Source organism: Kitasatospora sp. NPDC057940 (assembly GCF_042887425.1).
Taxonomy (GTDB): domain Bacteria; phylum Actinomycetota; class Actinomycetes; order Streptomycetales; family Streptomycetaceae; genus Kitasatospora.
On sequence record NZ_JBHVPH010000032.1, the window covers coordinates 41078 to 66235 of the forward strand.

Sequence of the window (25158 nt, forward strand, 5' to 3'; positions counted from 1 at the left end):
CGGCGGCGGGAGCGGCACGTGGCGAAGATGGGTCCTGGTGTGGTGGTCACGGGGCTGACCCTGGGGGCCCTGGCGGTGGTGAGCCTGCTGGCCTTCCAGGCCAACGGAGCCCAGGACCGGGCGGCCGGCGCCAAGCCGACCGCCAGCACCGCGACGTCCAGCGGGCCGGCCGCCTCCGCGACGCCGAGCGCCTCGGCCACCCCGACGGCCCCGCCGCTGCCGACCGTCTCGGGCAGCGGCACCCGGGTGGTCTACTCGATCAGCAGCCACTACGTCTGGCTGGTCGACCCGAAGAAGAACCCGCAGGTCACACCCGGTTTCCCGGTCACCCCAGGCTCGGTCGAGCCGGCTCCGGGCAGCTACTCGGTCTACAGCCGCACCCCGACGACCACCGGGACGGACGGCAAGCAGATCGAGCACGTGGTGCGCTTCGCGCAGCAGAACGGCGTGGTGTTCGGCTTCAGCGCCGCCGTGGACGGCGCGACCCCGACCGCCGAGCCGAACGCCAAGACCGGCGGCATCCGCAGCGGCCGCCCGGACGGCCAGCTGCTCTGGGACTTCGCGCCGAACGGCACCAAGGTGGTCGTGGTCGCCTGAACCCGGCCCGGGCGTGTCAGGCCGCGCGGGGTGTGCCCGTCTCCGGCTCCTCGGCCCGCCGGGGCTCCGGCTCGGGCGGGGTGGACACCGCCTCGGCGGCCGCGCAGGCGGCCAGCAGCGCCCGCATCGGCGCCCCCTGGACGCGGCGGGCGGACTCTCCGGCCCCGGCGCCGTGCCCGGCGCGCTTCGGGGCGGGGGTGGTGCTCGACATGGCGCCTCCCTAGTTAGGCAGACCTAACCGCAGCACCCATCCCACCACGCCGGGCACCACGCCCGCAACACTTCCCGACAGCCTGTCGGCAAAACGGCGCACACCCGGGTTCGGGCCTCAGCCGAGCGCCTCCAGCGCGACGCCCGTCCAGCGCGGACCGAGGCCGGTCAGCACCACCCGGCGCGGGTCCAGGTCGCCCTCGTCGGCGGTGTCGCCGAGGGCGCGCTCGATCCGCACCTCCAGCCGGTCCTCGGACAGCCGCTCGACCTTGCCCTCGCCCCACTCGACCACGACCACCGACTCCGGCAGCGAGACGTCCAGGTCGAGGTCCTCCATCTCGTCCAGGTCCCCGCCGAGCCGGTACGCGTCCACGTGCACCAGCGCCGGGCCGCCGACCAGCGACGGATGCACCCGGGCGATCACGAAGGTCGGCGAGGTCACCGCCCCGCGGACCCCCAGCCCCTCCCCCAGGCCCCTGGTCAGCGTGGTCTTCCCCGCTCCCAGTTCGCCGGAGAGCAGCACCAGGTCCCCGGGCCGCAGCAGCGCGGCCAGCTCCCGGCCGAGCCGGCCCATCCGCTCCGGGGTGGGGACGGTGAGAGTGGCGTGCGAGCCCATGCGCGTGTCTTGCCCTTCGGTCCGTACCGGCGTGCCGACCGCCGGCCGCCACCGCTACCGTGCCACATCGCCGGCCCGGCGTGCGCCGGAAGGGGTCAGGGGCCGTCCAGGACCGCCGGGGGCGGCCCGGCGGCGGCGAAGTCGGCGGCCCGGCGCAGCAGCGCCACCAGCTCGTGGTCGACCAGCTCCGGACGCTCCAGCATCACCAGGTGCCCGGCGCCCTCCACCAGCACCAGCTCCGCGCCGGGCAGCCGCTCGGCCATCGCCTCGCTGTGCGCCGACGGCGTCAGCAGGTCCTTCGTACCGGCCAGCACCAGCGCCGGCAGGCCCCTCAGCGCGGCGAGCGCCCCGTACTTCTCGTGCGTGCCGAACACCGGGTAGAACTCGGCGACCACGTCGATCGGGGTGGCGTCCAGCAGCTGCTCGGCGAACCGCACCACGCCCGGGTCGACGTCCCGCCCGCCGAAGGAGAACCTCCGGTAGAAGACGGCGGCGACGTCCGCGCCCAGCCGCCGGCTCGCCTCCACCAGCTCGACCTGTCGGCCCAGCAGCCGCATCATCCCGGGCGCGACCTTCTTGAACAGCTTCGCGCCGGCCGACGGCAGCCCGAGGCTGACCTCGTTCCAGTCCCCCGCCAGCGTGCCGATCAGCGCCACCCCGGCGACCCTCTCCCGGAACAGCTCCGGGTACTGGTCGGCCAGCGCCATCACCGTCATGCCGCCCATCGAGTGGCCCACCAGCACCAGCGGCCCGGTCGGCGCGACGGCGTCGATCACCGCCTTGAGGTCGCCGCCCAGCTGGTCGATACTGGCCGGCTCACCGGCCAGGTAGGAGCGGGAGCGCTCGGAGCGGCCGTGGCTGCGCTGGTCCCAGAAGACCAGCCGCAGTCCCTCGCGCAGCGCGGCCCGCTGGAAGTGCCAGCTGTCCTGGTTGAGGCAGTAGCCGTGGCAGAACACCACGGTCAGCGGCTCGGGGCCGGAGGTGTCGCCGTCCGGCTCGGGGCCGGTGCCGTCCAGCTCGACGTACAGCTCAGTGCCGTCCGGCGCGGCCACCGTCCGCGGGCGCCCGCGCAGCGAGCCGTACGGGGCCTCGGCGTCCAGCTCGGCCCGGGCCCGGCGGCGGGTCGCCCGACCGACGGTCAGCCGCTCTATCGCCACCCCGGCGGCCGCCCCGGCCGCCAGCACGCCGACCGAGATCCCGATCACACCGGCCCGGCTCACCCCGGAGGCCGCGCCGGCCGCCTTGGCCACCGCCGCGACCGGGCCGCTCTCGGCCGGTCCCTCCGTCATGCGCCCGCGCCCTCGGTGCGGCTGCCGCCCAGGTAGCGGCGCGGGACCCGGGCGCCGATCCGGGTCACGATCTCGTACGAGATGGTGCCGCAGGCCCGGCCCCAGTCCTCGGCGGTCGGCTCGCCCTGCTCGCCGTTGCCGAACAGCAGCACCTCGTCGCCGATCGCGGGGGTGTCCCCGCCCAGGTCCACGACGAACTGGTCCATCGCCACCCGGCCGGCGATCGTGCGCCACTTGCCGCCGATCTGCACCGGGCCGGTACCGCTGGCGTGCCGCGGGATGCCGTCGCCGTAGCCGACCGGGACCAGGCCCAGCGTGGTCGGGCCCGGCGTCACGTAGTGGTGGCCGTAGCTGACCCCGTGCCCGCCCGGAACGTGCTTGACCAGCGCCAGCCGCGCGGTCAGCGCCATCACCGGGCGCAGCCCGAAGTCGGCCGGCGACCCGACCTCCGGCACCGGCGACAGCCCGTACGCGGCCAGGCCGGTGCGGACCAGGTCGAAGTGCGACTGCGGGAGCAGCAGGGTGGCCGGCGAGTTCGCCAGGTGCCGCACCTCCGGGCGCAGCCCGGCGGCCTCGGCCCGGGCCAGCGCCACGTGGAAGGAGTCCAGCTGGGCCTGGATCGACGGGTGGCCCGGCTCGTCGGCGGCGGCGAAGTGCGACCAGACGCCGACCACGGTCAGCAGCCCCTCCGCCTCGGCGCGGCGGGCGGCGGCCACCAGGTGCGGCCAGTCGTGCGGCTGGCAGCCGTTGCGGCCCAGACCGGTGTCCGCCTTCAGGTGCACCCGGGCCGGGATGCCGGTCTCCCGGACGGCCGGCAGCAGCTCGTCCAGCGCCCACTGGCCGCTCACCGAGATGTCGATGCCCGCGCGCAGCGCCTCCCGCCACGGTCCGCCCGGCGTCCACAGCCAGCACAGGACGCGGGCCTGCTCCGGGCGGATGCCCGCGGCCCGCAGTGCCAGCGCCTCCTCGGGCGTCGCGCAGCCGAGCCAGCCGATCCCGTTCGCGACCGCCTCGCGGGCGCACTCGACGGCGCCGTGGCCGTAGGCGTCCGCCTTGACCGCGAGCATCACCGCCGAGCTGCCGACGCGCTCGCGCAGCGCGGCGAGGTTGCCGCGCAGGGCGGCCAGATCGATGGTCGCCTCGGCCCTTACGCCGTCGGTCAGGGTGGCCGTGCCGGTCGTGTTCGCAGTTGTCATCAGGGTCAGTCTCCCAGACATCCCGGAGTCCTCGCCGAACGGCCCGTCCGTGCGGCGGCCGGTGCCGGGGCCCCCGGCACCGCGCCGACCTGCGGCGCACCGCTCGTCACCCTGTTCCGGACGCCCACGGAGGACCGATCGGTTCCGCATCGCCCGTCCCGCCCGCCCCGGGCCTACGCCTCCCGCACCGCCCGTCCGTCCTCGACCGACGCCCCCGGCTACGCCTCCCGCGCCGCCTCCCGCACCGCCCGCCACACCGCGGGCAGCGCCTGCGCCACCGCCGGCGCCGTCACCGGCGCGCCCGGGTCGCCCGCCGCGTGGCGGCCCGCCAGACCGTGCAGGTAGGCGCCCACCGACGCGGCGTCCAGCGGCGACAGGCCGGCCGCCAGCAGGGAGCCCGCCAGGCCCGCCAGGACGTCGCCGCTGCCGGCCGTGGCCAGCCAGGACGTACCGGTCGGGTTGACCCGGACGGCGCCGCCCGGGTCGGCGATCACCGTGGTGGAGCCCTTGAGCAGGACCGTCGCCCGGTAGGCGGCCGCCAGCCGGCGGGCGGTGGCCAGCCGGGCGGCGGCCAGCGAGTCGGCGGGCGGCGGCGCGGTGCCGTCGGCGCCCGCGAGCAGCCGGGCGGCCTCGCCGGTGTGCGGGGTGAGCAGGGTGGGGGCCGTCCGGCCGGCCAGCGCGTCCGGGCCGAGCCGGGCCAGCTCGGTCAGCCCGTCCGCGTCCACCAGGACCGGGACGTCGCTCGACAGCGCCTCGGCCAGCGCCTGCCGCGCCCCCTCGCCGCCGCCCGGCCCGACCACCCAGGCCTGCACCCGCCCGGCCCCGGCCGGCCCGCCCTCGGTGACCAGCACCTCCGGGAAGCGCCGCACCACCTCCTCGGCCGCCGTGCCGACGTACCGGACGGCGCCCGCGCCGCCGTGCAGCGCCCCGGCCACCGCCAGCAGCGCCGCGCCCGGGTACGTCGCCGAACCGGCCGCCACCCCGACCACGCCCCGCCGGTACTTGTCGCTCTCGGCGCCCGGCAGCGGCAGCAGCGCCGCCACGTCCGCGTGCTGCAGGGCCGTCACCTCCGGCGCGGGCGGCTCCAGTCCGATCCCGACCAGCTGGACGGCGCCCGCGTAGGAGGCGCCCGGGTCCACCAGCAGGCCCGGCTTGTACGTGCCGAAGCAGACCGTGACGTCCGCGCGCAGCGCCTCGCCCGGCACCTCGCCGGTGTCGGCGTCGACCCCGCTGGGCAGGTCCACGGCCACCACGACCCCGCGCCGCCCGGCCCGCGCGTACGGCCGGGCCCCGTCCCGCAGCCCGCCCCGGCCGCCGATGCCGACGATGCCGTCCAGCACCAGGTCGGCGCGCGAGAAGTCGGCCAGGCCGACTTCCTGATCCAGCACCACCCGCCCGCCGGAAGCCCTCAGCGCGGCCAGCCCGCCCGCGTGCGCGCGCTCCGGCGCGAGCAGCACCGCCGTCACCCGCGCGCCCCGCCGGGCCAGTGCCGCCCCGGCGTACAGGGCGTCACCCCCGTTGTCCCCGCTGCCGGCCAGCACCACCACCCGACTGCCGTACACCCGCCCCCGACGCCCCGCCAGCAGCCGGGCACAGGTCGCCGCCAGCCCGGCGGCCGCCCGCTGCATCAGCGTCCCCTCCGGCAGCCGCGCCATCAGCGCGGCCTCGGCGGCCCGGACGACTTCCACCCGATGGGCATGACGCATGCGAGGGCTCCTTCAGCAGTCGACGTACCGCCGACGCTAGCCCGCGTCACCGCCCCACGGCAGGCCGAGCTGCGGGACACTTTCGAGTGACAACCACTTCGATCCCCCACCGGTGTCAGTCCACGCGCCTACCTTGTGGCTCGGCACGGACCCACAGGAGGGAGAAGGGCCATGGTCGCCATGCCAGCTGTCGAGGGCCCGCGAGGCCGGGACAACCTCATCCAGGCGTTCCTGGAGTTGGACACCCCGCCCGGCTACAAGGCAGAGCTCATCGAAGGGGAAATCGCCGTGACGCCACCGCCGGACGGAGAGCACGAGACCGCGTTTTCCCTGCTCGCCAAGCAGTTCTTCCGCAAGGCCGCGATCGACCTGGATCTCCTCGGCAACAAGGGCCTGATCGTACCGACCGGACGGTTCATCCCCGATGGAACCGTCTGCCCGGTCAACCACTTCCTGAACGCCGGTTCGTGGGCCGACGCCGACGGCGTACTGCTCGTCTTCGAAATCACGTCCACGAGCCCGCGCCTGGACCGCGAGCAGAAGCGTCGCGGCTACGCCGCCGCCGGCATCCCCTGCTACCTACTGGTCGACCGCAGCGAAGGCATGGTCACGTTGTTCTCCAAACCCGAGGACAACGACTACACCGACAAGGATTCGGTCCCCTTCGGCAAGCCGATCGACCTGCCCGCCCCCTTCTCCTTCACGCTCGACACGGCGCCCCTGCGGTAGGGCACAGCCACCGCAGGGGCACCACGCCGTACTACTCGACGGTGACCGACTTGGCCAGGTTGCGAGGCTGGTCGACCTCGTGGCCCTTGGCCGTCGCCAGCTCGCACGCGAAGACCTGGAGCGGCACGGTGGAGACCAGCGGCTGGAGCAGGGTCGGGGTGGCCGGGATGCGGATCAGGTGGTCCGCGTACGGGACGACCGCCTCGTCGCCCTCCTCCGCGATCACGATGGTACGGGCGCCACGGGCCCGGATCTCCTGGATGTTGGAGACGATCTTGTCGTGCAGGATCGACCGCCCGCGCGGCGAGGGGACGACCACGACGACCGGCAGCCCCTCCTCGATCAGCGCGATCGGGCCGTGCTTGAGCTCGCCCGCCGCGAAGCCCTCGGCGTGCATGTACGCCAGCTCCTTGAGCTTGAGCGCGCCCTCCAGGGCCACCGGGAAGCCGACGTGACGGCCGAGGAACAGCACCGAGCGGGCGTCGGCGAGCGAGCGGGCCAGCTCGCGCACCGGCTCCATGGTCTCCAGGACCTGCTCGACCTGCTTGGGCGCGTCGCCGAGCTCCTTGATGACGGCGAAGATCTCGTCGCCCCACTTGGTGCCGCGCACCTGGCCCAGGTAGAGGGCGACCAGGTAGCAGGCGACCAGCTGGGTCAGGAACGCCTTGGTGGAGGCGACGGCGACCTCGGGGCCGGCGTGGGTGTACAGCACCGCGTCCGACTCGCGCGGGATGGTGGAGCCGTTGGTGTTGCAGATCGCCAGCACCTTGGCGCCCTGCTCCCGGGCGTGTCGCAGGGCCATCAGGGTGTCCATGGTCTCGCCGGACTGGGAGATGGCGATGACCAGCGTGCCCGGGCCCATGATCGGGTCGCGGTAGCGGAACTCGGAGGCGACCTCGACCTCGCAGGGGATGCGGGTCCAGTGCTCGATCGCGTACTTGGCGATCATGCCGGCGTGGAAGGCGGTGCCGCAGGCGACGATGACGACCTTGTCGACCGAGCGCAGGTCCGCGTCGGAGATCCGCAGCTCGTCGAGGATGAGCCGGCCGTCGGTGCCGATCCGGCCGAGGAGGGTGTCGGCGACGGCCTTCGGCTGCTCGGCGATCTCCTTGAGCATGAAGTAGTCGTAGCCGCCCTTCTCGGCGGCCGAGGCGTCCCAGTCGACGTGGTACTCGCGCACGTCGGCCGGGGTGCCGTCGAAGTTGGTCACCGTGACGGCGTCCCGGCGCAGCTCGACGACCTGGTCCTGACCCAGCTCGATGGCCTCGCGGGTGTGCGCGATGAACGCGGAGACGTCGGAGGCGAGGAAGTTCTCGCCCTCGCCGCGCCCGACCACCAGCGGCGAGTTGCGGCGGGCGCCGACGACGACGTCCGGCGCGTCGGCGTGCACGGCGACGAGGGTGAAGGCGCCGTCGAGGCGGCGGCAGACCACTCGCATGGCCTCCGCGAGGTCGCCGTCGTAGGCCTCGCCGAGGAGGTGCGCGACGACCTCGGTGTCGGTCTCGGAGCGGAGGGTGTGGCCGCGCTCGGCGATCTCGGCCCGCAGCTGGGCGAAGTTCTCGATGATGCCGTTGTGCACCACGGCCACCCGGAGGTGGTCGTCCAGGTGGGGGTGGGCGTTGGCGTCCGTCGGGCCGCCGTGGGTGGCCCAGCGGGTGTGGCCGATGCCGGTGGTGCCGCCGGGCAGAGGGGTCTCGGCGAGCGACTTCTCCAGGTTGGCGAGCTTGCCGGCCCGCTTGTCGGTGACCAGACTCCACTGCCCGTCGGAGTCCTGCGCCTGCACCGCGACACCGGCCGAGTCGTAGCCCCGGTACTCCAGTCGCTGCAGGCCTGCGATTACTACGTCGAGGGCGGACTGCGCGCCCACGTATCCAACAATTCCGCACATGCGTGCCAGCATAAGGGCGGTTCTGAGGCCCTTTTCCCGATTCCCGCGAACACTGCGTGACCGACACCACAACCACGGTGAACGCCGCCACGGCTCACAATGGAGCATGTGCTGACCGAACTCTGTACGCGGGGCGCCGCCACGCCCGGCCCGTCGCCGTCCCCCTACGTGGACCTCAGTCGGGCCGAGTGGAGCGCACTGCGCGAGCGTACGCCGCTGCCGCTGACCGCCGAGGAGGTGGAACGGCTACGCGGCCTCGGTACCGCCCTCGACCTGGACGAGGTCCGCGACGTCTACCTGCCGCTGTCCCGGCTGCTGAACCTGTACATCCACGCCACGCACGAGCTGCGCGGCACGCTGGGCACCTTCCTGGACACGCCGGACACCGAGCGCACCCGCACCCCGTTCATCATCGGGGTGGCCGGCTCGGTCGCGGTCGGCAAGTCGACGACGGCCCGCCTGCTCCAGGCGCTGCTCGCCCGCTGGCCCGAGCACCCGCGGGTCGAGCTGGTGACCACGGACGGCTTCCTGCTGCCCAACGCCGAGCTGCGCCGCCGCGGCCTGATGGCCCGCAAGGGCTTCCCGGAGTCGTACGACCGCCGGGCGCTGATGCGCTTCGTCGCGGACGTGAAGGCGGGCAAGGAGCGGGTCACCGCGCCGGTGTACTCGCACCTGGTGTACGACATCGTGCAGGGCGAGCGGCTCACCGTGGAGCGCCCGGACATCCTGATCGTCGAGGGCCTGAACGTGCTCCAGCCGGCCCTGCCCGGCAGCGACGGGCGCACCCGTCTGGCGGTGGCCGACTACTTCGACTTCTCGATCTACGTCGACGCCCGCACCGACGACATCGAGCACTGGTACCTGGACCGCTTCCGCAAGCTCCGGCAGACGGCCTTCCAGGACCCGAACTCCTACTTCCGCCGCTTCACCGAGGTGCCGGAGGAGGAGGCGATGGAGTACGGCCGTCAGGTCTGGCGCACCATCAACAAGCCGAACCTGCTGGAGAACGTGCTGCCGACCCGCGGCCGGGCCACCCTGATCCTCCAGAAGGGGGCGGACCACAAGGTCCGCCGGGCACTGCTGCGCAAGCTCTGACGCCGGTATGACGGAAGGGGCCCCCGCCGCTGGCGGGGGCCCCTTCCGTCATACCGGGCCCGTTCAGCCCAGGTGCGTCCGCACGGCCTCGGCGAGCCGCTGCGCGACGGACTCGGCCTGCACCGGGTCGGCGGCCTCGACCATGACCCGGACCAGCGGCTCGGTGCCGGACGGGCGCAGCAGCACCCGGCCGGTGGAGCCCAGTTCGGCCTCGGCCTCGGAGACGGCGGCGGCCAGCTCGACGCTGGTGTTCACCCGGCTCTTGTCGACGCCCTTGACGTTGATCAGCTGCTGCGGCAGACGGGTCATCACGGCGGCCAGGTCGGCCAGCGGCTGCTTGGTGGCGGCCAGTCGGGCGCCCAGCATGAGGCCGGTCAGGGTGCCGTCGCCGGTGGTGGCGTGGTCGAGCAGGATGACGTGGCCGGACTGCTCGCCGCCCAGCGCGAAGCCGTGCTCCTTCATCGCCTCCAGCACGTAGCGGTCGCCGACGGCGGTCTCCACCAGGTCGACGCCCTCGCGCTCCATCGCCAGCTTGAAGCCGAGGTTGGACATCACGGTGGCCACCGCGGTGTTGCGGCGCAGGGTGCCGGCGTCCTTCATGGCGACGGCCAGGATGGCGATGATCTGGTCGCCGTCCACCTCGTTGCCGTCCGCGTCGGCGGCCAGGCAGCGGTCGGCGTCGCCGTCGAGGGCGATGCCGAGGTCGGCGCGGTACTCCGTCATGGCGGCCTGCAGCCGGTCCAGGTGGGTGGAGCCGACGCCGTCGTTGATGTTGAGGCCGGTGGGCTCCGCCCCCAGGGTGTGGACGACCTCGGCGCCGGCCCGGGCGAAGGCCTCGGGGGCGACGTAGGCGGCCGCGCCGTGGGCGCCGTCGATGACGACCTTGATGCCGTCGAGGCGGTTGGGCAGCACGCCGATCAGGTGGGCGACGTACTTGTCGAAGCCCTCGGTGTACTCGCGCACCCGGCCGACGGCGGCGCCGGTCGGGCGGTTCCAGTCCTCGCTGCCGAGCGTGTGCTTGCGGTAGTGGGTCTCGATCGCGTCCTCGATGCGGTCGTCCAGCTTGTGGCCGCCGCGGGCGAGGAACTTGATGCCGTTGTCGGGCATCGCGTTGTGGCTGGCGGAGAGCATCACGCCGAAGTCGGCGCCGAGCGCGCCGGTGAGATACGCCACAGCCGGGGTCGGCAGCACGCCGACCCGGAGCACGTCGACGCCGGCGCTCGCCAGGCCCGCGATGACAGCGGCCTCCAGGAACTCGCCCGAGGCGCGCGGGTCCCGGCCGACCACCGCGACCGGCCGGTGGCCCTCGAAGGCGCCGGCCTCGCCGAGCACATGGGCCGCCGCGACCGACAGCCCGAGCGCGAGCTCGGCCGTCAGGCCCTCGTTGGCCACCCCGCGCACGCCGTCCGTACCGAAGAGTCGTCCCACTGTCCCGTCCTCCATCACCACTGCTCGGAACCCAACCGATGGCACCCGGCCGCCGCACGATAGCCGGGGAACACGTCGCCCCGGAGTACACGTGGTACTCCGGGGCGACGGTTCGCGCAACCAGGGGGTGCGCCGCCAGGGCGGACCGCACCCCCAGGGACGCGATTAGCGCTTGCTGTACTGCGGCGCCTTGCGGGCCTTCTTGAGACCGGCCTTCTTGCGCTCGACGGCGCGGGCGTCACGGGTCAGGAAGCCGGCCTTCTTCAGCGCGCCGCGGTTGTTGTCCACGTCGGCCTCGTTCAGGGCACGGGCAACGCCGAGGCGCAGCGCGTAGGCCTGGCCGGAGACGCCGCCACCGGTGATGCGGGCGACGACGTCGTAACGGCCGTCAAGCTCGAGGAGCTTGAAGGGCTCGTTCACGGTCTGCTGGTGCACCTTGTTGGGGAAGTAGTTCTCCAGGGTGCGACCGTTGATCTTCCACTGGCCGGTGCCGGGGACGATGCGCACGCGGGCGATCGCCTCCTTGCGACGGCCGAGGCCGGCGCCCGGGATGGCCTCGCCGAAGCGGCCGGCCAGCGACTCGGAGGTGTAGCTCTCCTCGGAGGTGTACTCGCCCTCGACGGCCTCAACGGCCTCGTCGAAGTCGACCTCAAGGGTTTCAGTGGTCTCGGCCACGGTGTTCCTCAGCTCTTTTCAGTGTTGGGGGGCTTGGTGGCCGAATTACTGCGCGACCTGGGTGATCTCGAACGGCACCGGCTGCTGGGCAGCGTGCGGGTGCTGGTCGCCCGAGTAGACCTTCAGCTTCGAGAGCATCTGGCGGCCCAGGCTGTTCTTGGGGATCATGCCCTTGATGGCCTTCTCGACGGCCTTCTCCGGGTTGTTCGCCAGCAGGTCGTCGTAGCGCACCGACCGCAGACCGCCCGGGAAGCCAGAGTGGCGGTAGGCCAGCTTCTGGGTCTTCTTGTTACCGGACAGGTGCACCTTGTCGGCGTTGATGATGATGACGAAGTCACCAGTGTCAACGTGCGGCGCGTAGATCGCCTTGTGCTTACCCCGGAGGAGGTTGGCGGCCTGGGAAGCCAGGCGGCCGAGCACGACGTCGGTCGCGTCGATGACGTGCCACTGACGCTGGACGTCGCCGGGCTTGGGGCTGTACGTACGCACGGTCGTAGCCTTCGCTTTTCAGTGAGTGAGTCCTGACAGGAGCACCTGGGACGGAAGAGCAGCCTGGCCAACCTTGGACGCAATTCAAGGGGGACCGCTGGTCGTCGAACCTGATGTCTCCGGCGTACCGACCTCTCACGTGAGATAGAGCGAGCCAATACGCACATCAAGCGTCCAGGTTACCGGGCGCACGGGTGGGGGTCAAAAATCGGCTTCCCCCACCCCCGCCGTCACTCAGCGTTCGCGCTCCACCCGGCTGACGTCCCAGACCGGCTCGGGCGACTCGTAGACCCGGCCGTCGGCGCCGAACACCAGGTAGCGGTCGAAGGTCCTGGCGAACCAGCGGTCGTGGGTGACGCACAGCACGGTGCCGTCGAAGGCCTCCAGCCCGGCCTGCAACGCCTCGGCGCTGTCCAGGTCCAGGTTGTCGGTCGGCTCGTCGAGCAACAGGGCCGTCACGCCGGAGAGTTCGAGCTTGAGGATCATCAGCCGGGCCTGCTGCCCGCCGGACAGCGACTCGAACTTCTGCTCCTCCTGGCGGTCCAGCTCGTAGCGGCGCAGCGCGCCCATCGCGGCGCTGCGGCTGAGCGCGTGCTCCTCCTCGACGATCGAGCGCACCGTCCGGCCGAACAGCTCCGGGTGGGCGTGGGTCTGCCGGAAGTGGCCGGGGACGACCCGGGCGCCGAGCTTCCAGGTGCCGGTGTGCGCGACGCTCTCGTCGCCCGCCAGCAGCCGCAGGAAGTGCGACTTGCCGGAGCCGTTGGAGCCGAGCACGGCGACCCGCTCGCCGTAGAAGACCTCCAGGTCGAAGGGCTTCATCAGACCGGTGAGCTCCAGCTGCTCCACGGTGAAGGAGCGCACGCCGGTGCGCCCGCCCTTGAGCCGCATGGTGATGCTCTGCTCGCGCGGGGGCTCCTCCGGGCGGCCGGCCTCCTCGAACTTCTTCAGCCGGGTCTGGGCGGCGGCGTAGCGGGTGGCGAGCGCGTGGCTGACGGAGGCCGCCTGACGCAGGGTGACGACCAGCTTCTTGAGCTTGGCGTGTTCCTCGTCCCAGCGCCGGCCCAGCTCCTCGAAGCGCGCGAAGCGGTCCTTGCGAGCCTCGTGGAAGCTGTCGAAGCCGCCGCCGTGCACCCAGACGCTGCTCCCGGCCGCGCCGGACTCGACGGCGATGATCTTGTCGGCGGCCTCGGAGAGCAGCTCGCGGTCGTGCGAGATGAACAGGACGGTCTTCGAGGTGGCCTTGAGGGCCTCCTCCAGCCAGCGCTTGCCCGGGACGTCCAGGTAGTTGTCGGGCTCGTCGAGCAGCAGCACCTCTTCGGGGCCGCGCAGCAGCGCCTCCAGGACGAGCCGCTTCTGCTCGCCGCCCGAGAGGGTGTTCAGGCCGCGCCACTGGGCCTTGTCGAAGGGCATCCCGAGGGCCGCCATGGTGCAGACGTCCCAGTCGGTCTCGTAGTCGTAGCCGCCGACGTCGGCCCAGTCGGAGAGCGCCTGGGCGTAGGCCATCTGGGTCTTCTCGTCGTCCTGGGCGATCATCGCCAGCTCGGCGGCGTCCACCGCGCGGGCGGCGACGGCGATCCGCTCGGGGGCGACGGACACCAGCAGGTCGCGGACGGAGGCGTCCGGCGCCAGCGCGCCCGGGGTGGCCCGCTCGTCCTCGCGGCCGGTGGTGCCGACGAACTGGCGCATCACGCCGAGCCCGCCGCTGATCGTCACCGTGCCGCCGTGCGGCTGGAGGTCCCCCGCGATCATCCTCAGCAGGGTGGTCTTGCCGGCCCCGTTGGCGCCGACCAGGGCGACCGCGGCGCCCTCGCCGACCCGGAAGGACGCGTCGTCGAACAGCACCCGCCCGTCCGGCAGGTAGTACTCAAGGTGCGAAATCTCGACGTGTCCCATGCGGACGATTGTCCCAAGCCGACGCGCCCGGCCCAAACGGATTACCCGACGGGCGGTTGACCGGGCAGTGTGCGCAGCCGCCTGGCCTGGCGGTTGCGCTCGGCGAGCTGGTCGTCCGCCGGGTAGCCGACTTCCTCGAGCGTGAGCCCGTACGGCCGGATCACGTTGACGGCCGAGTTGCGGACCCCGCCGGCCAGCACCTCGCCGGGGAACTCCACCGGCCGGTGCCCGTCGCCGACCAGCAGCATCGCCCCGACCAGCGCCCGGACCATGTTGTGGCAGAACGCGTCGGCGCGGACGGTGGCGACCGCCAGCGAGCCCTCCTGGGCGGCGTAGGAGTCCACCGGGACGCGGTCCCAGTGCAGTTCCAGCAGGGTACGGATGGTGGTGGCGCCCTCGCGCTTCTTGCAGTACGCGGCGAAGTCGTGCTCGCCGAGCAGCAGCTTCGCGGCCTCGTTCATCCGGTCGACGTCCAGCGGGCGGTCGTGCCAGAGCACGTGCCCGCGCAGCAGCGGGTCGACCCCGCCGGGGTGGTCGGCGACCCGGTAGGCGTAGCGGCGCCAGATCGCCGAGAAGCGGGCGTCGAACCCGGCCGGCGCCTCGCCGACCCGGTAGATCCGGATGTCCCCGGGCAGCCGGCCGGCCAGCCGGCGCAGCAGCTTCTCGCGGTGCGCCTCCCACAGCTCGGCCGGCAGGTCGACGTGCGCGACCTGGCCGCGGGCGTGCACCCCGGCGTCGGTGCGCCCGGCCACGGTCAGCGGGAACAGCTCGGGGCTGCGGGTGACGATCTGCAGCGCGCTCTCGATCTCCTCCTGGACCGTCCGACGGCCGCCACGCTGGCGGGCCCAGCCGGAGAACTCGGCGCCCTGGTAGGCGAGATCGAGCCGGACCCGGACGCACCCGTCGGCCGGGCCGTCCTTCACCGGCGGCTGCTCGGCGCAATCGTTGACCACAATCCACTCCAGACAGAAGGAACGGGCCCGCTCCCCCACGGATGGGAGAGCGGGCCCGCGACCACACCTAGCGGTGTCAGGCCTGCTCGGCCTCGTCGACCTTGGCGTCGGCCGGAGCCTCGACCTTGGCCTCGGCCTCCTTGACGGCGCGCTTGGTGGCGCCCTCGGCCTCGCCGACGGCGGTCTGCGCGACGGTCAGCGCCTCGACCAGCTCGATCACGGCCATCGGGGCGTTGTCGCCACGACGGGGACCGATCTTGGTGATACGGGTGTAACCACCCGGGCGGTTCTCGTAGCGCGGCGCGATCTCGGTGAAGAGGGTGTGCAGCACGGCGATGTCGGTGATCGTCTTGCGCACCAGGCGACGGTTGTGGATGTCGCCCTTCTTCGCCTTGGTGATCAGCTTCTCCGCCAGCGGGCGCATCCGACGGGCCTTGGCCTCGGTCGTGGTGATGCGGCCGTACTGGAACAGCTCCCGGCACAGACCGGCGAGCAGCAGCGGCTCGTGGTGCGGGCCGCCGCCGAGGCGGGCACCCTTGGTGGGACGCGGCATGGTGACTCCTTGAATCTCCGACTACGGCCGTATCAGGTACCGCAGCGGGCGTCCGGGCACTGTTGCCCGGACGACTTTCACGACGACGGGGGCGGTTCGGTGGAACCGCCCCCGCGGCCAAATCTCTTAGTACTGCTCGGTCTCGGCGTAACCCGCGTCGTCCAGGTCGTCGGCGCCGAAGGCGTCGGCGGCGGCGGTCGGGTCGAACCCGGGCGGGCTGTCCTTGAGGGCCAGGCCCATGCCGGCCAGCTTCGCCTTGACCTCGTCGATCGACTTCGCACCGAAGTTGCGGATGTCGAGCAGGTCGGCCTCGGAGCGGGCGACGAGCTCACCCACGGTGTGGATGCCCTCGCGCTTGAGGCAGTTGTAGGAGCGGACCGTGAGCTCCAGCTCCTCGATCGGCAGCGCCAGGTCGGCGGCCAGGGCGGCGTCCGTCGGGGACGGGCCCATGTCGATGCCCTCGGCGTCGATGTTCAGCTCGCGGGCGAGACCGAACAGCTCCACCAGGGTCTTGCCGGCCGAGGCCATGGCGTCACGCGGGCGCATGGCGGGCTTGGTCTCGACGTCGACGATCAGCTTGTCGAAGTCGGTCCGCTGCTCGACACGGGTGGCCTCGACCTTGTAGGTGACCTTCAGCACGGGGCTGTAGATCGAGTCGACCGGGATGCGGCCGATCTCCTGGCCGGAGGCCTTGTTCTGGACGGCGGAGACGTAGCCGCGACCGCGCTCGACGGTCAGCTCCATCTCCAGCTTGCCCTTGCCGTTCAGCGTGGCGAGGACCAGCTCCGGGTTGTGCACCTCGACACCCGCCGGCGGGGCGATGTCGGCGGCGGTGACGACACCCGGGCCCTGCTTGCGCAGGTACATCACGACCGGCTCGTCGTGCTCCGAGGAGACGACCAGCTGCTTGATGTTGAGGATGAGGTCGGTCACGTCCTCCTTGACGCCCGGCACGGTGGTGAACTCGTGCAGGACGCCGTCGACGCGGATGCTGGTGACAGCGGCACCCGGGATCGACGACAGGAGCGTGCGGCGCAGGGAGTTGCCGAGGGTGTAGCCGAAGCCCGGCTCCAGCGGCTCGATCACGAACCGCGAGCGGAACTCGTCGACGACCTCTTCGGTCAGCGAGGGGCGCTGAGCGATAAGCATGGGGGGTATTCCTCCAGTTGTCTTCGGCACCCACTATTTGATGCCGACAGGACCAAGCGTACGGGGTCCCGCAAGCGGCGACGAATCACCGCGTGGGACCCCGTACGAAGGTTCAAAGCAGGTACTGCGAGCCCGAAGGCGCTGCGTCAGACGCGGCGGCGCTTCGGCGGACGGCAGCCGTTGTGCGGGGTGGGGGTGACGTCCTGGATCGAGCCGACCTCCAGGCCGGTGGCCTGGAGCGAGCGGATCGCGGTCTCGCGGCCGGAGCCCGGACCCTTGACGAAGACGTCAACCTTGCGCATGCCGTGCTCCTGCGCGCGACGGGCAGCGGCCTCGGCGGCCATCTGCGCGGCGAACGGGGTGGACTTGCGCGAGCCCTTGAAGCCGACGTGACCGGCGGAGGCCCAGGAGATCACGTTGCCCGCGGGGTCGGTGATCGAAACGATGGTGTTGTTGAACGTGCTCTTGATGTGCGCGTGGCCGTGAGCGACGTTCTTCTTTTCCTTGCGGCGGATCTTCTTCGCGCCGGCAGCCTGACGACCCTTGGGGGGCATAAGTCTGTTCTCCTACTGAGGTGGTCGGTCCGCTGACCCGCGGGCCGGAGGGATGTCCGGTTACGGGACGGACTACTTCTTGCCCGGCTTCTTCTTGCCGGCGATCGCGCGACGCGGGCCCTTGCGGGTACGCGCGTTGGTGTGGGTGCGCTGACCGCGGACCGGCAGGCCGCGGCGGTGACGCAGACCCTCGTAGCAGCCGATCTCGACCTTGCGGCGGATGTCGGCGGCCACCTCACGGCGGAGGTCACCCTCGACCGTGTAGTTGGCGTCGATGTACTGGCCCAGCTTCACGAGGTCTTCCTCGGAGATGTCGCGAACGCGGACATCCGGGTTGACACCGGTCTCGGCCAGGGTCTGCTGGGCGCGGGTACGGCCGATGCCGTACACGTAGGTAAGGGCGATCTCGATCCGCTTCTCACGGGGGAGATCAACGCCGGCGAGGCGTGCCATTCAAGGCTCCTGTGCTTTTTCAGAGGTCTTGCGTGCTACCTACTCCTTCGCCTCTCGACGATGGAGCCCCGGCCTCTGACCGGGGGTGGCAGTCCGTCCCTTCGTGGGGACGGATCGGGTAGCCCGCTTATGACGTTTTCGCGTCGCGCGAAGTACTACGAGAAATGCTGGGGAGAGATCAGCCCTGGCGCTGCTTGTGGCGCAGGTTGTCGCAGATCACCATGACCCGGCCGTGGCGGCGGATCACCTTGCACTTGTCGCAGATCTTCTTGACGCTCGGCTTGACCTTCATGTTCAGGTTCTCCGGGTCTAGATCTGACGTTCTTACTTGTAGCGGTAGACGATCCGCCCGCGCGTGAGGTCGTAGGGGCTGAGCTCCACGACGACCCGGTCGTCCGGCAGGATGCGGATGTAGTGCATGCGCATCTTGCCACTGATGTGCGCGAGGACCTTGTGACCGTTCTGCAGCTCGACCCTGAACATCGCGTTCGGAAGAGACTCGATCACGGTGCCCTCGATCTCAATGGCGCCTTGCTTCTTAGCCATGAACTGCGAGATCCACCTTCCGGGACCGGCTACCGTATGCGGCACGCTCGTGCGAACCTGGGTTCACCCCGCCCCCGAAGGGAAGAGGGCGTGCTGAAGCACGCTACGAGTGAGCCGACGGTCCATCCTACGCCAGCGCGTCCGGTGGGCCAAAACGAGGTCCCCCGAAGGCAGCCACCGTGGCGTCCCCGCTGGTCCCGACGGGTCAGAACCCGGCGGTGACGGTCAGCGGCTCGACGTGGGCGGTGCAGGCCGCGCAGCGGCGGGCGGCCTCGGGGATCTCGGTCAGGCACTCGGGGCAGGGCCGCTTGGGGGTCTTCGTCTTCTTCGGCAGGTACCGCGCGGTCGCCTTGGTGACCGGCAGCACGACGCAGAAGTACAGCACCGCCGCGGTCATCACGAAGGCGATCAGCACGTTGAGGAACTGGCCGTACGGGAAGGTGACCCCGGCCACCGTCGCCTTGTACGAGCTGAAGTCGCCGGCCGCGCCGACCACCACGCCGACCAGCGGGGTGAGGAAGGCCGACACGAAGCCGGTCACCACCCCGGTGAACGCGGCGCCGATGACGACACCGACCGCCATGTCGACGACGTTGCCGCGCATCATGAAGTCGCGGAATCCCTTGAGCACTGCACTCTCCCGATCGATCGAAGCTGCTGAAGCCGCTGCTGAAGCCCCTGCCAGCCGATAAAAATAGGACAAAAGCCCTGGAGGTCCAAACCCCCAGGGCCCTGATCCCTTGTCAGCAGCGGCAGTTGGCCGCTCGGCCGACCGTCACGCGACTAGCCGAGCGGGTCCGGGGCAGCGGTGATGCCCAGCTTCGCGAGCTCCGCCTTGCCGCCGTCGAAGGCCGTCAGGACCAGCGGGCCCTGCTCGGTGACGGCCACCGAGTGCTCCCAGTGCGAGGCCCAGGTGCCGTCGTTGGTGACGACCGTCCAGTCGTCCTCCAGCACGGCGGTGTGCGGGGTGCCCAGCGAGACCATCGGCTCGATCGCCAGCACGGTGCCGGGGATCAGCTTCGGGCCCTTGCCGCGGCCGCGCTCGACGTAGTTCAGGACATGCGGCTCCATGTGCATCGCGGTGCCGATGCCGTGGCCGCCGTAGCCCTCGGTGATGCCCCACTTGCCCTTGGGGGGCAGCGGCTGGCGGCGGATGAAGCCCTCGATCGCCTTGGAGACGTCGACCAGGCGGTTGTTCTTCTTCATCTGGGCGATGCCGGCCCACATCGAGCCCTCGGTCACCCGGCTCAGCATCTCGACCTCGGGGCGGACCTCGCCGACCGCCACGGTGATCGCCGAGTCGCCGTGCCAACCGTCCAGGATGGCGCCGCAGTCGATCGAGATGACGTCGCCCTCCTGGAGCACCCGGTCACCGGGGATGCCGTGCACGACCTCGTTGTTCACCGAGGCGCAGATCACGCCGGGGAACCACAGGCCGCCGTGGTCGGCACGGAAGTTGGAGGTCGCACCGTGGTCGGTGATGACCTTGTCCGCGATGTCGTTGAGCTCCTGGGTGGTCACCCCCGGGGCGACCGCCTCCCGGCAGGCCTTCAGCGCCTCGGCGACGACCAGCCCGGCCGCTCGCATCTTCGCGATCTGCTCGGGGGTCTTGATCTCCACCATCTGGTCACGCCTTCCACGTTCTGTTTGCCACTGCCTACCACCGTACGACGCCGTACGGCCGCGCCGCCCGGGATCGGGGAGCGCGGCCGTACGGCGTCGCCGGGAAACTCAGTTGTCCTGCTTCAGCGCCTCGATCGCGCGGCGGGTGACCTCGTCCACCTTGCCGAGGGCCGAGATGGTCGCCACCAGGCCCTGCTGGGCGTAGTAGTCGATGATCGGCTCGGTCTCCGTGTGGTAGACCTCCAGCCGGGTGCGCACCTTGTCCTCGGTGTCGTCCGAGCGCTGGTACAGCTCGCCGCCGCACTCGTCGCAGACGCCCTCGGCCTTCGGCGGGTTGTAGTCCACGTGGAAGACGTGGCCCCCGTCGTTGCGGCACAGGCGGCGGCCGGCGATCCGGCGGACCACCTCGTCCTCGGGGACCTCCAGGTCCAGCACGCCGTCCAGCTTGATCCCCTGCTCGGCGAGGAACTCGTCGAGCGCCTTGGCCTGGCCGAGGTTGCGGGGGAAGCCGTCGAGCAGGAAGCCGCCCGCGGCGTCCTCCTGGAGCATGCGGTCCTTGGCCATCCCGATGGTGACCTCATCCGGCACCAGGCGACCCGCGTCCATGTAGCTCTTGGCCTCGAGCCCCAGCGGGGTGCCCTGACCGATGTTGGCGCGGAACAGGTCGCCGGTGGAGATGTGGGGAATGGACAGGGTCTTGGCGAGCAGGTGCGCCTGAGTACCCTTCCCGGCCCCGGGAGGACCAACGAGGACGATACGCATCAGCGGAGGAACCCTTCGTAATTGCGCTGCTGGAGCTGGCTCTCGATCTGCTTCACAGTTTCGAGTCCGACGCCGACGACGATGAGCACGCTGGTGCCGCCGAACGGGAAGTTGGTCTGCTGTCCGAAGGCGACCAGGGCGATCATCGGGATCAACGCGATCAGGCCCAGGTAGAGCGAACCCGGCCACGTGATTCGGGTCAGCACGTAGTTCAGGTACTCGGCCGTCGGTCGGCCGGCCCGGATGCCCGGGATGAAGCCACCATACTTCTTCATATTGTCGGCAACTTCTTCGGGGTTGAAGGAGATGGCGACGTAGAAGAAGGCGAAGAAGACGATCAGCAGGAAGTAGGTCGCCATGTAGATCGGGTGGTCGCCCTTGACGAAGTGCTGGGTGATCCACACCGCCCAGCCCGACTGGCTACCGGTCAGCTGGACCACCAGGGCCGGGATGTACAGCAGCGACGAGGCGAAGATGACCGGGATGACACCGGCCTGGTTCACCTTGAGCGGGATGTAGGTCGACGTGCCGCCGAACGCCCGCCGGCCGATCATCCGCTTCGCGTACTGCACCGGGATCCGGCGCTGGGCCTGCTCGACGAAGATGACCAGCATCACAACGATGATGCCGACCGCGACCACGGACAGGAACTCGACCCAGCCGCCACCGATGGTGCCGGAGCCCTTGATCGCCCACATCGAGGACGGGAACTGCGCGGCGATCGAGGTGAAGATCAGCAGCGACATGCCGTTGCCGATGCCGCGGTCCGTGATCAGCTCGCCCAGCCACATGATCACCGTGGTGCCGGCGGTCATCGTGATCACCATGACGGCGATCCGGAACACGCTCGTGTCCGGGACGATCTGGTTGCCCACCGGGCAGCCGGAGAACAGCGCGCCGCTGGAGGCCGTCGCCACGATGCCGGTGCCCTGGAGCACGGCGAGCGCGATGGTCAGGTAGCGGGTGTACTGGGTGATCTTCGTCTGGCCGGCCTGGCCCTCCTTCTTCAGCGCTTCCAGTCGCGGGATCACGACCGTGAGGAGCTGGAGGATGATGCTCGCGGTGATGTACGGCATGATGCCGAGCGCGAAGATCGTCAGCTGGAGGAGCGCGCCACCACTGAACAGGTTGACCAGCCCGAAGAGGCCGTTGTTCTTGGTGTCCTTCACACACTCGTTCACGGCCGTGAAGCTCACGCCGGGGATCGGAATGTGCGAGCCCAGGCGGAACAGCACCATGATGCCCAGCGTGAACAGCAGCTTCTTGCGCAGGTCGGGCGTCTGGAACGCCCGCGCGAACGCACTGAGCACGGTGCCTCCTGCGCCTCCCGCGCGTCGTCGGCGGGAGGGTCGGTCCTGAATGGGAGTTTTTGGCGGTACGGGCTCCCGTACAGACGGCACAGGCGAGCCTACGCGCAGCCTACAAGGGAACTCCACGGACTCTAACAGTGCGCAGCCACTCGGAAGAAGCGCGTACCGCCCCTCCCCCACTCACGGGGTACGGGATGCCCGGGTTTGCCACACAAAAGAACGAGGGCACGTCAACGGAATGCCCGGAAAACGCGGTGCCCGGAAAACGTGCGAGCCCCGCACCTCCCGAAGGAGGTGCGGGGCTCGCACGGAAGTCAGCGGGCTCAGACGAGCTCGGTGACGGTACCGCCGGCGGCGGTGATCTTCTCGGCGGCGGAGCCGGAGACGGCGTCGACCGTCACCTGCAGCGCAACCGAGATCTCGCCGGTGCCGAGCACCTTGACGAGGGAGTTCTTACGAACCGCGCCCTTGGCGACCAGGTCCTCGACGGTGACCTCTCCACCCTGCGGGTAGAGCTCGGCCAGCTTGTCGAGGTTGACGACCTGGAACGTGATCTTGAACGGGTTCTTGAAGCCCTTCAGCTTCGGCAGGCGCATGTGGAGCGGCATCTGGCCACCCTCGAAGCGCTGCGGAACCTGGTAGCGGGCCTTGGTGCCCTTGGTACCACGACCGGCGGTCTTACCCTTGGAGCCCTCACCACGACCCACGCGGATCTTGTCGGTCTTGGCACCCGGGGCGGGACGCAGGTTGTGGATCTTGATCGGGTTGTCGCCCATGATCAGTCCACCTCCTCAACCGTCACCAGGTGACGGACCGTGTGGGCCATCCCGCGGATCTCGGGACGGTCCTCCTTCACCACGACGTCGTGCATGCGCTTGAGACCAAGCGAACGCAGGGTGTCACGGTGATTCTGCTTGCTGCCGATGTACGACTTGGTCTGCGTGATCTTCAGGCGAGCCATCAGGCGCTCACCCCTGCAGCACGCGCCCGCAGCAGAGCGGCGGGGGCCACGTCCTCCAGCGGCAGGCCACGACGAGCGGCGATCTCCTCGGGGCGCACGAGGCCCTTCAGAGCAGCCACGGTGGCGTGCACGATGTTGATCGCGTTGTCCGAGCCGAGCGACTTCGACAGGATGTCGTGAATGCCGGCGCACTCCAGGACGGCGCGCACCGGACCACCGGCGATAACACCGGTACCGGGGGCGGCGGGCTTCAGGAGCACGACGCCGGCGGCCTTCTCACCCTGGATCGGGTGCGGGATGGTGCCCTGGATACGGGGGACCTTGAAGAAGTTCTTCTTGGCCTCCTCAACACCCTTGGCGATGGCGGCCGGAACCTCCTTCGCCTTCCCGTAACCGACACCCACGGTGCCGTCACCGTCGCCCACCACGACCAGCGCGGTGAAGCTGAAACGACGACCACCCTTGACAACCTTGGCGACACGGTTGATCGCGACAACGCGCTCGACGTAAGCGGTCTTCTCGACGGCGGGGGCGTTGCCCCGGTCGTCACGCTTACGGTCGCGCCGCTCGCCACCGCCGGTGCCACCGCCGGCGCCGCTACCGCGGCGCTGGGGTCCAGCCATTGGAATTACCTCTCTCGATTACGTCCGTCGACTGAGTCGACGAGCGGCTTAGAAGTCGAGCCCGGCCTCGCGAGCCGCGTCCGCCAGGGCGGCGATGCGGCCGGCGTACCGGTTGCCCGCGCGGTCGAAGACGACCGACTCGATGCCGGCAGCCTTGGCGCGCTCGGCGACCAGGCTCCCGACCTTCTTGGCCAGCTCGGTCTTGTCGCCCTCGGCGCCCTTGATGGACACGTCGAGGGTGGACGCCGACGCCAGGGTGTGACCCTTGGCGTCGTCGATGACCTGGGCGACCATGTGACGGTTCGAGCGCGTCACGACGAGGCGCGGACGCACCTCGGTGCCGACGACGCGCTTGCGAACGCGGATCGCGCGGCGCTTGCGAGCGGCGCTCTTGTAGGCGTTGCCCTTGCCGATCTTGACAGAGACGCTCATCGCTTACTTACCACTCTTTCCGACCTTGCGGCGGATGACCTCGCCCGCGTACTTGACGCCCTTGGCCTTGTACGGGTCGGGCTTGCGCAGCTTGCGGATCTTCGCGGCGACCTCGCCGACCTTCTGCTTGTCGATGCCGTCCACGTGGAACTTGGTGGCCGACTCGACGACGAAGGAAATGCCCTCGGGGGCCTCGACCAGAATCGGGTGGCTGTAGCCCAGCTGGAACTCCATGTCGGAGCCCTTCGCCAGAACTCGGTAGCCGACACCGCTGATCTCCAGCGACTTGCGGTAGCCCGCGGTCACGCCGGTGATCATGTTCGCCACCAGCGTGCGGGAAAGGCCGTGCAGGGCCTTCGACAGACGCTCGTCGTTGGGGCGGGTGACGAGCAGCGTGCCGTCCTCGCCCTTACCGATCTCGATCGGCGCGGCGACAACGTGGGTGAGGGAGCCCTTGGGGCCCTTCACCGAGACCGCCTGGCCATCGATGGTGACGTCCACGCCAGCGGGGACCTGGATGGGCAGCCGTCCAATGCGCGACATTGCTGTACCTCCGTTTCCCGAATTACCAGACGTAGGCGAGAACTTCTCCGCCTACGCCCTTCTTGGCGGCCTGCTTGTCGGTGAGGAGACCCGAGGACGTGGAGATGATCGCCACGCCCAGGCCGCCGAGCACCTTCGGCAGGTTGGTGGACTTTGCGTAGACCCGCAGGCCCGGCTTGCTGATCCGCTTGATGCCAGCGATCGAGCGCTCACGGTTGGGACCGAACTTGAGCTCGATGGTCAGCTTCTTGCCGACCTCGCCCTCAACGGGCTCCTCAACCTTGTAGGAGGAGATGTACCCCTCCTGCTGCAGGATCTCGGCGACGTGCGCCTTGATCTTGCTGGCCGGCATCGCCACGGAGTCGTGGTACGCCGAGTTAGCGTTACGCAGACGCGTGAGCATGTCTGCGATGGGGTCGGTCATGGTCATGATGGCCTCAGGCCTCTCTCGCCGTGGTTTCTCCGCGCCAGGTCCCCCCGCCGCACTCCGAGGAGTGCGGCGGGGGCACAGACGCAGGGGACCTGCGGCGTCGTAAGACTGGGTGCGAGCCCTCCGAAGAGGGTCGACGGCAGCTATGGAGCCACCGCGACAGGGGGCCCGACCTCACTACCCTACGGGATTCCGTACGCAGCCCCAAAAAAGGGGCTCTGTGGGGTCGGGCACACCTGCTTCGCTATGGCGTTACCGCGAGGTCCTGGTTACCAGGAGCTCTTGGTCACGCCCGGCAGCTCGCCGCGGTGCGCCATCTCACGAAGGCAGACACGGCAGAGGCCGAACTTGCGGTACACCGAGTGCGGACGGCCGCAGCGCTGGCACCGGGTGTAGGCCCGGACGCCGAACTTCGGCTTGCGCTCGGACTTCGCGATGAGGGACTTCTTCGCCAT

31 protein-coding genes are annotated in these 25158 nt (G+C 70.7%); 3 read left to right on the forward strand and 28 right to left on the reverse strand.

The features are described 5' to 3' along the window. Positions 1 to 27 precede the first annotated feature (27 nt). On the forward strand, positions 28 to 597 hold the full coding sequence (locus ACFVTF_RS33050) for a hypothetical protein (protein WP_371522784.1): 570 nt from the start codon (positions 28 to 30) through the stop codon (positions 595 to 597). Positions 598 to 613: 16 nt separating this feature from the next. On the opposite strand, the gene ACFVTF_RS33055 is transcribed toward ACFVTF_RS33050, so the two are convergent. The 5 genes from ACFVTF_RS33055 to ACFVTF_RS33075 form a co-directional block, all read right to left on the reverse strand. Then, a complete protein-coding gene (locus ACFVTF_RS33055; protein ID WP_063348989.1) occupies positions 614 to 808 on the reverse strand; it encodes a hypothetical protein in 195 nt (64 codons plus the stop codon). Positions 809 to 925: 117 nt separating this feature from the next. After that, entirely contained in the window at positions 926 to 1423 is a 498-nt protein-coding gene (gene tsaE / locus ACFVTF_RS33060; protein ID WP_371518439.1) for a tRNA (adenosine(37)-N6)-threonylcarbamoyltransferase complex ATPase subunit type 1 TsaE, read from the reverse strand. A gap of 95 nt (positions 1424 to 1518) precedes the next feature. Beyond that, positions 1519 to 2712: an alpha/beta fold hydrolase gene (locus ACFVTF_RS33065; RefSeq protein WP_387817794.1), complete on the reverse strand. Its 1194-nt coding sequence runs from the start codon at positions 2710 to 2712 to the stop codon at positions 1519 to 1521. After that, on the reverse strand, positions 2709 to 3908 hold the full coding sequence (alr, locus tag ACFVTF_RS33070) for an alanine racemase (protein ID WP_371518436.1): 1200 nt from the start codon (positions 3906 to 3908) through the stop codon (positions 2709 to 2711). The genes ACFVTF_RS33065 and alr overlap by 4 nt, the downstream gene beginning before the upstream one ends. Positions 3909 to 4126: 218 nt before the next feature. Further along, positions 4127 to 5614 (reverse strand): NAD(P)H-hydrate dehydratase, encoded by a 1488-nt coding sequence (locus ACFVTF_RS33075; protein WP_387817796.1) that lies wholly within the window; start codon positions 5612 to 5614, stop codon positions 4127 to 4129. A gap of 171 nt (positions 5615 to 5785) precedes the next feature. Between ACFVTF_RS33075 and ACFVTF_RS33080 the strand changes: the two genes are divergently transcribed. Continuing rightward, the gene (locus tag ACFVTF_RS33080; protein WP_387817797.1) at positions 5786 to 6343 is read left to right on the forward strand and encodes a Uma2 family endonuclease; all 558 of its coding nucleotides are present in this window, start codon (positions 5786 to 5788) and stop codon (positions 6341 to 6343) included. A 31-nt stretch (positions 6344 to 6374) separates the two neighbouring features. Here the strand turns inward: ACFVTF_RS33080 and glmS are convergent, their stop codons facing one another. Further along, on the reverse strand, positions 6375 to 8231 hold the full coding sequence (gene glmS / locus ACFVTF_RS33085; RefSeq protein ID WP_387817798.1) for a glutamine--fructose-6-phosphate transaminase (isomerizing): 1857 nt from the start codon (positions 8229 to 8231) through the stop codon (positions 6375 to 6377). A gap of 99 nt (positions 8232 to 8330) precedes the next feature. Between glmS and coaA the strand changes: the two genes are divergently transcribed. Continuing rightward, a complete protein-coding gene (gene coaA, locus ACFVTF_RS33090; protein ID WP_063348983.1) occupies positions 8331 to 9326 on the forward strand; it encodes a type I pantothenate kinase in 996 nt (331 codons plus the stop codon). 63 nt (positions 9327 to 9389) lie between these two features. Here the strand turns inward: coaA and glmM are convergent, their stop codons facing one another. The 22 genes from glmM to ACFVTF_RS33200 all read right to left on the reverse strand — a co-directional run bounded on the left by glmM (position 9390) and on the right by ACFVTF_RS33200 (position 25158). Next, the gene (glmM, locus tag ACFVTF_RS33095; RefSeq protein ID WP_387817799.1) at positions 9390 to 10754 is read right to left on the reverse strand and encodes a phosphoglucosamine mutase; all 1365 of its coding nucleotides are present in this window, start codon (positions 10752 to 10754) and stop codon (positions 9390 to 9392) included. A gap of 165 nt (positions 10755 to 10919) precedes the next feature. Continuing rightward, the gene (rpsI, locus tag ACFVTF_RS33100) at positions 10920 to 11429 is read right to left on the reverse strand and encodes a 30S ribosomal protein S9 (RefSeq protein ID WP_363580124.1); all 510 of its coding nucleotides are present in this window, start codon (positions 11427 to 11429) and stop codon (positions 10920 to 10922) included. Between the two features lie 45 nt (positions 11430 to 11474). Beyond that, positions 11475 to 11918 carry a 50S ribosomal protein L13 gene (gene rplM / locus ACFVTF_RS33105; protein WP_030055846.1) on the reverse strand — a complete coding sequence of 148 codons (444 nt, stop codon included), beginning with the start codon at positions 11916 to 11918 and terminating at the stop codon, positions 11475 to 11477. Positions 11919 to 12152: 234 nt separating this feature from the next. Continuing rightward, on the reverse strand, positions 12153 to 13811 hold the full coding sequence (locus ACFVTF_RS33110) for an ATP-binding cassette domain-containing protein (protein ID WP_363617995.1): 1659 nt from the start codon (positions 13809 to 13811) through the stop codon (positions 12153 to 12155). Positions 13812 to 13852: 41 nt separating this feature from the next. Next, a complete protein-coding gene (gene truA, locus ACFVTF_RS33115; RefSeq protein ID WP_387817800.1) occupies positions 13853 to 14764 on the reverse strand; it encodes a tRNA pseudouridine(38-40) synthase TruA in 912 nt (303 codons plus the stop codon). Between the two features lie 76 nt (positions 14765 to 14840). Beyond that, positions 14841 to 15317 carry a 50S ribosomal protein L17 gene (gene rplQ, locus ACFVTF_RS33120; protein ID WP_387817802.1) on the reverse strand — a complete coding sequence of 159 codons (477 nt, stop codon included), beginning with the start codon at positions 15315 to 15317 and terminating at the stop codon, positions 14841 to 14843. A 126-nt stretch (positions 15318 to 15443) separates the two neighbouring features. Further along, positions 15444 to 16466 (reverse strand): DNA-directed RNA polymerase subunit alpha, encoded by a 1023-nt coding sequence (locus ACFVTF_RS33125; protein WP_030232516.1) that lies wholly within the window; start codon positions 16464 to 16466, stop codon positions 15444 to 15446. Between the two features lie 146 nt (positions 16467 to 16612). Next, complete coding sequence (rpsK, locus tag ACFVTF_RS33130; protein WP_030232513.1) at positions 16613 to 17020, reverse strand: 30S ribosomal protein S11; 408 nt, start codon at positions 17018 to 17020, stop codon at positions 16613 to 16615. Between the two features lie 72 nt (positions 17021 to 17092). Next, positions 17093 to 17473, reverse strand: coding sequence for a 30S ribosomal protein S13 (gene rpsM, locus ACFVTF_RS33135; RefSeq protein ID WP_030232510.1), 381 nt, complete (start codon positions 17471 to 17473; stop codon positions 17093 to 17095). A gap of 178 nt (positions 17474 to 17651) precedes the next feature. After that, positions 17652 to 17765, reverse strand: a complete 114-nt coding sequence (rpmJ, locus tag ACFVTF_RS33140; protein WP_003956441.1) for a 50S ribosomal protein L36 — start codon at positions 17763 to 17765, stop codon at positions 17652 to 17654. A 32-nt stretch (positions 17766 to 17797) separates the two neighbouring features. After that, positions 17798 to 18019: a translation initiation factor IF-1 gene (gene infA, locus ACFVTF_RS33145; protein ID WP_014047798.1), complete on the reverse strand. Its 222-nt coding sequence runs from the start codon at positions 18017 to 18019 to the stop codon at positions 17798 to 17800. 205 nt (positions 18020 to 18224) lie between these two features. Beyond that, complete coding sequence (gene mscL, locus ACFVTF_RS33150) at positions 18225 to 18650, reverse strand: large conductance mechanosensitive channel protein MscL (protein WP_371518423.1); 426 nt, start codon at positions 18648 to 18650, stop codon at positions 18225 to 18227. Between the two features lie 152 nt (positions 18651 to 18802). Then, positions 18803 to 19642 carry a type I methionyl aminopeptidase gene (gene map, locus ACFVTF_RS33155; protein WP_363580117.1) on the reverse strand — a complete coding sequence of 280 codons (840 nt, stop codon included), beginning with the start codon at positions 19640 to 19642 and terminating at the stop codon, positions 18803 to 18805. 108 nt (positions 19643 to 19750) lie between these two features. Further along, positions 19751 to 20404, reverse strand: coding sequence for an adenylate kinase (locus ACFVTF_RS33160; RefSeq protein WP_350877116.1), 654 nt, complete (start codon positions 20402 to 20404; stop codon positions 19751 to 19753). Next, on the reverse strand, positions 20404 to 21714 hold the full coding sequence (gene secY / locus ACFVTF_RS33165; RefSeq protein ID WP_350877114.1) for a preprotein translocase subunit SecY: 1311 nt from the start codon (positions 21712 to 21714) through the stop codon (positions 20404 to 20406). The genes ACFVTF_RS33160 and secY overlap by 1 nt, the downstream gene beginning before the upstream one ends. A 323-nt stretch (positions 21715 to 22037) precedes the next feature. Beyond that, on the reverse strand, positions 22038 to 22490 hold the full coding sequence (rplO, locus tag ACFVTF_RS33170; RefSeq protein WP_255752515.1) for a 50S ribosomal protein L15: 453 nt from the start codon (positions 22488 to 22490) through the stop codon (positions 22038 to 22040). A gap of 2 nt (positions 22491 to 22492) precedes the next feature. After that, the gene (gene rpmD, locus ACFVTF_RS33175; protein WP_030055835.1) at positions 22493 to 22675 is read right to left on the reverse strand and encodes a 50S ribosomal protein L30; all 183 of its coding nucleotides are present in this window, start codon (positions 22673 to 22675) and stop codon (positions 22493 to 22495) included. Continuing rightward, positions 22675 to 23298, reverse strand: a complete 624-nt coding sequence (gene rpsE, locus ACFVTF_RS33180; protein ID WP_030055834.1) for a 30S ribosomal protein S5 — start codon at positions 23296 to 23298, stop codon at positions 22675 to 22677. The genes rpmD and rpsE overlap by 1 nt, the downstream gene beginning before the upstream one ends. A gap of 48 nt (positions 23299 to 23346) precedes the next feature. Beyond that, complete coding sequence (rplR, locus tag ACFVTF_RS33185; RefSeq protein ID WP_030280785.1) at positions 23347 to 23730, reverse strand: 50S ribosomal protein L18; 384 nt, start codon at positions 23728 to 23730, stop codon at positions 23347 to 23349. Positions 23731 to 23733: 3 nt separating this feature from the next. Beyond that, positions 23734 to 24273, reverse strand: a complete 540-nt coding sequence (rplF, locus tag ACFVTF_RS33190) for a 50S ribosomal protein L6 (RefSeq protein ID WP_030055832.1) — start codon at positions 24271 to 24273, stop codon at positions 23734 to 23736. A 22-nt stretch (positions 24274 to 24295) separates the two neighbouring features. Continuing rightward, the gene (rpsH, locus tag ACFVTF_RS33195) at positions 24296 to 24703 is read right to left on the reverse strand and encodes a 30S ribosomal protein S8 (protein ID WP_030055831.1); all 408 of its coding nucleotides are present in this window, start codon (positions 24701 to 24703) and stop codon (positions 24296 to 24298) included. 269 nt (positions 24704 to 24972) lie between these two features. Continuing rightward, complete coding sequence (locus tag ACFVTF_RS33200) at positions 24973 to 25158, reverse strand: type Z 30S ribosomal protein S14 (protein ID WP_030055830.1); 186 nt, start codon at positions 25156 to 25158, stop codon at positions 24973 to 24975.

What these genes read in the sequence shown, in the direction of transcription:
- ACFVTF_RS33050 (WP_371522784.1), top strand. Translation starts at nt 28, where the DNA reads ATGGGTCCTGGTGTGGTGGTCACGGGGCTGACCCTGGGGGCCCTGGCG.
- ACFVTF_RS33055 (WP_063348989.1), bottom strand. Translation starts at nt 808, where the DNA reads ATGTCGAGCACCACCCCCGCCCCGAAGCGCGCCGGGCACGGCGCCGGG.
- tsaE (WP_371518439.1), bottom strand. Translation starts at nt 1,423, where the DNA reads ATGGGCTCGCACGCCACTCTCACCGTCCCCACCCCGGAGCGGATGGGC.
- ACFVTF_RS33065 (WP_387817794.1), bottom strand. Translation starts at nt 2,712, where the DNA reads ATGACGGAGGGACCGGCCGAGAGCGGCCCGGTCGCGGCGGTGGCCAAG.
- alr (WP_371518436.1), bottom strand. Translation starts at nt 3,908, where the DNA reads ATGACAACTGCGAACACGACCGGCACGGCCACCCTGACCGACGGCGTA.
- ACFVTF_RS33075 (WP_387817796.1), bottom strand. Translation starts at nt 5,614, where the DNA reads ATGCGTCATGCCCATCGGGTGGAAGTCGTCCGGGCCGCCGAGGCCGCG.
- ACFVTF_RS33080 (WP_387817797.1), top strand. Translation starts at nt 5,786, where the DNA reads ATGGTCGCCATGCCAGCTGTCGAGGGCCCGCGAGGCCGGGACAACCTC.
- glmS (WP_387817798.1), bottom strand. Translation starts at nt 8,231, where the DNA reads ATGTGCGGAATTGTTGGATACGTGGGCGCGCAGTCCGCCCTCGACGTA.
- coaA (WP_063348983.1), top strand. Translation starts at nt 8,331, where the DNA reads ATGGAGCATGTGCTGACCGAACTCTGTACGCGGGGCGCCGCCACGCCC.
- ACFVTF_RS33110 (WP_363617995.1), bottom strand. Translation starts at nt 13,811, where the DNA reads ATGGGACACGTCGAGATTTCGCACCTTGAGTACTACCTGCCGGACGGG.
- rplQ (WP_387817802.1), bottom strand. Translation starts at nt 15,317, where the DNA reads ATGCCGCGTCCCACCAAGGGTGCCCGCCTCGGCGGCGGCCCGCACCAC.
- ACFVTF_RS33125 (WP_030232516.1), bottom strand. Translation starts at nt 16,466, where the DNA reads ATGCTTATCGCTCAGCGCCCCTCGCTGACCGAAGAGGTCGTCGACGAG.
- rpsK (WP_030232513.1), bottom strand. Translation starts at nt 17,020, where the DNA reads ATGCCCCCCAAGGGTCGTCAGGCTGCCGGCGCGAAGAAGATCCGCCGC.
- rpsM (WP_030232510.1), bottom strand. Translation starts at nt 17,473, where the DNA reads ATGGCACGCCTCGCCGGCGTTGATCTCCCCCGTGAGAAGCGGATCGAG.
- rpmJ (WP_003956441.1), bottom strand. Translation starts at nt 17,765, where the DNA reads ATGAAGGTCAAGCCGAGCGTCAAGAAGATCTGCGACAAGTGCAAGGTG.
- infA (WP_014047798.1), bottom strand. Translation starts at nt 18,019, where the DNA reads ATGGCTAAGAAGCAAGGCGCCATTGAGATCGAGGGCACCGTGATCGAG.
- map (WP_363580117.1), bottom strand. Translation starts at nt 19,642, where the DNA reads ATGGTGGAGATCAAGACCCCCGAGCAGATCGCGAAGATGCGAGCGGCC.
- ACFVTF_RS33160 (WP_350877116.1), bottom strand. Translation starts at nt 20,404, where the DNA reads ATGCGTATCGTCCTCGTTGGTCCTCCCGGGGCCGGGAAGGGTACTCAG.
- rplO (WP_255752515.1), bottom strand. Translation starts at nt 22,490, where the DNA reads ATGGGCGACAACCCGATCAAGATCCACAACCTGCGTCCCGCCCCGGGT.
- rpmD (WP_030055835.1), bottom strand. Translation starts at nt 22,675, where the DNA reads ATGGCTCGCCTGAAGATCACGCAGACCAAGTCGTACATCGGCAGCAAG.
- rpsE (WP_030055834.1), bottom strand. Translation starts at nt 23,298, where the DNA reads ATGGCTGGACCCCAGCGCCGCGGTAGCGGCGCCGGCGGTGGCACCGGC.
- rplR (WP_030280785.1), bottom strand. Translation starts at nt 23,730, where the DNA reads ATGAGCGTCTCTGTCAAGATCGGCAAGGGCAACGCCTACAAGAGCGCC.
- rplF (WP_030055832.1), bottom strand. Translation starts at nt 24,273, where the DNA reads ATGTCGCGCATTGGACGGCTGCCCATCCAGGTCCCCGCTGGCGTGGAC.
- rpsH (WP_030055831.1), bottom strand. Translation starts at nt 24,703, where the DNA reads ATGACCATGACCGACCCCATCGCAGACATGCTCACGCGTCTGCGTAAC.
- ACFVTF_RS33200 (WP_030055830.1), bottom strand. Translation starts at nt 25,158, where the DNA reads ATGGCGAAGAAGTCCCTCATCGCGAAGTCCGAGCGCAAGCCGAAGTTC.